Genomic DNA, 4,634 nt, shown 5'->3' with positions numbered 1-4,634 from the left:
AGCATCGGCTTGTACGGCTCCTCGATGCGGCCGTGCTCGATGTTGAGATCCAGCGGCGACACGTACATCTCGCCGGCCTCCAGCCGGATCGCCTCGCGGAAGTACGGACGATCACTCTTGTCCTGCAGCGCCACGCTTGCGACCCGCTGCACCTGTCCGCCCTCGCGCTGCAGGCGCACCCGCTCGCGTCCGCCGGCGTCGAGCCAGCGCACCTGGTCATAGTTCGGGTTGCGCTCCATCAGCGACAGGAAGGCTGCATCCAGTCCGGCCGCGCCCGGTTCGGCGCTGGTGATGGCACTGCGCACCGGCAGCTCGCCGGCCAGCGCCTGCAGGTGTCGCACCGGCACGCGCAGTTCGTCATTCAGCCGCCCCGACACGACCCCGACGGCGATGCCGGTATTGGCGCGTTCGACGGCAATCATCGCGTCGATGCGGGCATGGCCGACGTAGGCCGCGACGCCGAGCATCAGCAGGCCGAGCGGCAGCAGCACGATCAGGAACAGCAGCCACGGAAACGCGCTGCTGCCGGCATCGCTCCGGGCATCCGTCGACGCGAAAGCCGGCGGGCGATAGGGAGGGCGGTCTGGGGAGTCGCCATTGTCGGTCATGGTGCATCCCTGGATCGGCACTTGGGCGCCGGGTGTGGGTGTCCGCGGGCAAAGCGCTGGCGGACGTGTATGACATCCTTACCGGCAGGCTTGAAGTACCTGATTATTGACTGATTACCACATTCCGGCAAATGTTGTTGCTGCGCTTGCACACTGCGTCAATCGCTGACTGCGCCCTGCGCGTGACGCTCGCGCCGCTCCTGCCGGAAGTTGGTGATTTCCAGCCGGATGCCGTCCGGGTCGCTGAAGAAGCACGCCCAGTAGTCCGGCGCGTATTGCGGATGGTGGGTGGCCGGGCTGGCCTCGATGCCGGCCGCGCGCAGCCGCCCGGCCGCCGCAACCACGTCCTCGATCGAATCGACGCGCAGGCAGAAGTGATGCAGGCCCGGCGCGTACGGATCGTGCGTCGCCGGGCTGCGCGCCGGGCGCAGCACGTAGCCGAAGTGGCGGTTGTAGTACTGCACGTGCGGCTCGCCATCGAGCGCGAAGCGGTTCTTGCGAAAGCCGAGCGCGGTCACGAAGGCGCGGTCGTAGAAATCCTCGGCACGCGCCGGATCGCTGACGCTGATGTAGAGGTGATCGATGCCGATGACTTCGGGCATGGCAGGGGCTCCGGCAGGGACAGCCGCAGGCGCACCGGGGTCTGCGGCCGCGGCGGGATCGTCAGGGATTCAGGCGGCAGGGCGCTGCAGGCTCAGCCGCCCCGGACCCGGTCGCGCTTGCAGCCCTCAGGCTACTCGGCGGACGGATCGGGTTTGTAATAGACGATGCCGCGCAGGCCGGCGCAGCCCTGTCGGCGCGGCCGGGCCGGCGGCCGGCGCGGCCTTCGTTTCAGGCGACGCTGCGCGGCAGCAGCCGGGCATTGAGCGTCAGCGCGAACTCCCGCCAGGCGGCGGCGAGATCGAGCCGGATCGCGTGCAGCGTCTCGGCCGAGGGCCGGTGCTCCTGCGGAAAGTTCGAGAGCGCGCAGGAACCGCGGTTGAATTCGAGCGCGGTCGCGATCAGCGCATCGTTGCAGCCCTCGAAGCACGCGAGCAGCGGCGGTGTCAGCGCCGAGCGTCCACGCTCGATCGCCACGCCCTGCACCTGCGCATCGCTGACGACCAGCGCATCGAGCGCCGCGGCATACAGCGTGCCGACCGTGCCAAGCAGTGCCCGCTGCGTGATCGCCGCCCCGCCGTGCGGCCCGGACAGCACGACGTGCAGTTGCCGCCGGTATTCGGCGAGCAGGCCGGCGCGCCAGTCGGCGATCGGGGCCTGCAGACAGGCGCGCAGCCGCTCGAGCGTGGCCTCGCGCTCCGCTGCCGGCGCGGCTTGTGCCGCGTTCCCGGTCATCGCCAGCCGGCCGAGTTCGCCCGCCAGCCGGGCCGCGGCGAGCAGCGCCCCTTCGAGATAGCCCGCGTGCCGGGCCGCGGTTTCCGAACCCCCGAACAGCAGCCGTCCGCCCCAGTACGGCAGGCGCAGCAGCGGCGCATCGCCCGGATGCACGGACTCGGCCTGCTCGCGATCGCGCCGGCTGCAGGTCAGCGACTCCGCCGCCCAGTCCTGCAGCGCGAAGTCGGTGCAGCGCAGCGTCGGCCCGAACAGCTTCGCGAACTCGCCGATGACCGCAGCCGGCAGGTCGATCTGCCGGCGCAGCGCCGCCGGCGGCGTGACGAAGCCCCCGAGCGCGGCGCGCGTGCCGGCGGCATCGCAGGCATCGAACACCTCGCCGACCACGGCCTGCGCATGGCGCACGAAGGCATTGCCGGAGCAGCCGAACACGCGCCAGACCGGCTGCTCGCAGGCGGCGAGCAGCTTGGCCTGCGCCGCCATCCAGGTCGGCGTGTCGCGCATCGCCGCGCGCAGCTCCGCCGGCAGGGCCGGCTCGAACGCGAGCGTCTCGTCGATCAGCCGCGGCGGCAGCGCCAGCACGACGTGCCGGGCGCGCACGGTGCGTCCGAAGGCCGTGTCGGTGAAACCGAGTTCGACGTGATCGCCGTGGTCACGCAGCCGGTGCAGCCGGCAGCCGGTCTGCAGGCGGGCGGGCGGCAGCGCGTGCGCAAGCCCCTCGATGATGCGGCCCATGCCGCCGTCGATGCGCCGCGCACCGTCATGCACCGGCCGCTCGCCGAGGCTCGCCGGCGGCTGGTCCGGCCCGCCGACGTACAGGGAGATGCCCTGATCGTGCTGCGCGAAGGTGCGCAGCCCCAGTTCGGTGATCAGGCCGTTCAGCAGCGGCTGCGTGTCCGGCCAGTACCAGCCCGGCCCGAGATCGCCGCCCGGATGCCCGCCGCGCGCCGGCACCGACAGCACCCGCCCGCCGAGCCGCGCCCGCGCCTCGAACAGCACCACATCGAGCCCGCTGCCGCTGAGCAGCCGCAGCAGCGCCAGCCCGCACAGCCCGCCACCGACGATCGCAATGTCATGCATGGCCCAGCCCTTCCCCGAACCCGAATCTGCACGGGGCACAGGAGCAAGTTCCATGCAAATTGACACAGGCAACCGCCGGTTCAGGCACTTGCACGTCATGGCAGCCCGAGCGGGGCGGTAGGGAATCCGACAGGAACCGTCGGAATTGTCGGATCGCTGCCGCGTCAGCCGCCGCCCGCCCCCAGATGCGCGAGCGGCAGCGCCGTCTGCGCCTTGACCGTGGCGATCGCGAAGTTGCTGCGGATGTCGCTGACGCCGGGCAGCTTCAGCAGCGTGCCGAGCAGGAAGCGTTCATAGGCCGGCAGATCGGGCACGACCACCTGCAGCAGGAAGTCGGCCTCGCCGGAAACCAGATGGCAGGAGACGACCTCGGGCAGTTGCACGACGGCCTCGCGAAAGGCCGTCGAGGCTTCTTCATGGTGCGGACCGACCTTGACGCCGACGAACACCGTCAGCCCCAGCCCGACCGCGTTGCGATCCAGCGCCGCGTGATAGCCGCTGATGACGCCGGCCTCTTCCAGCAGGCGCACGCGCCGCAGGCAGGGCGACGGCGACAGGCCGATGGCCTCGGCAAGTTCGACGTTGCTCAGGCGCGCATCGCGCTGCAAGGCTTCGAGAATGCGCCGGTCGAGCCGGTCGGGTTTCAGGATTGGCATGATCAACAGATTAAAGATCAATCAATGGCATGTTCTGCCAGAACCGTAGGCATGGATGGCTGAATACGCAATCCCCGGCTTCGGTCATGCGTCTACCCTGCCCGCTCGATTCCACAGACGGGAGGCCCGGTCATGGAACACACGGGGCTGTTCATCGGTGCGCTGGTCACGGTCTATCTGCTGCCCGGTCCGGACATGCTGCTGATCCTGCAGACCGCCGGTACGCAGGGCCGCCGGGCTGCGCTGGCGGTGGCCGCAGGGCTGGCGCTGGCGCGCTGCATTCACGTGACGCTGGCCGGACTCGGCCTGGCGGCCCTGCTGCACAACTCGCCGCAGACCTTCGAGGGGCTGCGCCTGGTCGGCGCGGCGTATCTGGTCTGGCTCGGCCTGCACATCGCACGCAGTCCGCTGCCCTGCGCACAGGACCCGGCCCGCGAGCCGCCGATGCCGGCGCACAGTCTGGCCGCTGCCGCATTGCGCGGGCTGCTGACCAATCTCACCAATCCCAAGGCCCTGCTGTTCTGCTCGATGCTGCTGCCGCAGTTCGTATCGGTCGATGCCACCGACCCGGCCGGCCCGTTCTTCCGGCTCGGTGCCGTACTGGTCGGCATCGGTCTGCTGTTCGATGGGCTGTATGTCTTTGCCGGCGTTGTCATCGGCCACTGGCTGCGACGCAGCGTGCTGCGCCGGCGAATGCAGCAGTGGGGATTCGGGGCGCTGCTGGTGGGCTTCGGGCTGAGGCTGGCGCTGGTCGGGCGGATGGACTGAGCGGGCCGGTGCCATGGCCGCAAGGGAGAACGACAGCTTGCGATGATCAATACCGGGTCGTCGCCATGAACGGCCCGATGGCTTCACGCCAGATGCTCATTGCCTCACAGCGGTTGATGCCGGCGCCATCCGGCGCACGGCGGGCACAAAGCGACTGGGCATCCTGCCATCGAATGCTGCCCGTCGTACC

General features: G+C 70.1%; 4 protein-coding genes and 1 pseudogene. 1 reads left to right on the top strand and 4 read right to left on the bottom strand.

Features of this window, described 5'->3' with window-relative positions; all coding sequences use genetic code 11:
• From PKE44_RS15315 to PKE44_RS15300, 4 genes and pseudogenes are all read right to left on the bottom strand, one after another.
• Positions 1 to 608, bottom strand: a pseudogene (locus PKE44_RS15315) (hypothetical protein); the annotation flags it as partial.
• Positions 609 to 766: 158 nt separating this feature from the next.
• On the bottom strand, positions 767 to 1,210 hold the full coding sequence (locus PKE44_RS15310) for a VOC family protein (protein ID WP_324552769.1): 444 nt from the start codon (positions 1,208 to 1,210) through the stop codon (positions 767 to 769).
• 229 nt (positions 1,211 to 1,439) lie between these two features.
• Positions 1,440 to 3,020 (bottom strand): FAD-dependent oxidoreductase, encoded by a 1,581-nt coding sequence (locus PKE44_RS15305; RefSeq protein ID WP_324552766.1) that lies wholly within the window; start codon positions 3,018 to 3,020, stop codon positions 1,440 to 1,442.
• A gap of 164 nt (positions 3,021 to 3,184) precedes the next feature.
• On the bottom strand, positions 3,185 to 3,676 hold the full coding sequence (locus PKE44_RS15300; RefSeq protein WP_324552763.1) for an Lrp/AsnC family transcriptional regulator: 492 nt from the start codon (positions 3,674 to 3,676) through the stop codon (positions 3,185 to 3,187).
• Between the two features lie 132 nt (positions 3,677 to 3,808).
• On the opposite strand from PKE44_RS15300, the gene PKE44_RS15295 reads away from it, so the two are divergent.
• Positions 3,809 to 4,444: a LysE family translocator gene (locus PKE44_RS15295; RefSeq protein ID WP_324552761.1), complete on the top strand. Its 636-nt coding sequence runs from the start codon at positions 3,809 to 3,811 to the stop codon at positions 4,442 to 4,444.
• The last annotated feature ends 190 nt before the right edge of the window (positions 4,445 to 4,634 follow it).

The organism is Plasticicumulans sp. (genome assembly GCF_035331805.1).
Taxonomy (GTDB): domain Bacteria; phylum Pseudomonadota; class Gammaproteobacteria; order Competibacterales; family Competibacteraceae; genus Plasticicumulans.
This window is presented reverse-complemented; position numbering and strand designations above follow the sequence as displayed.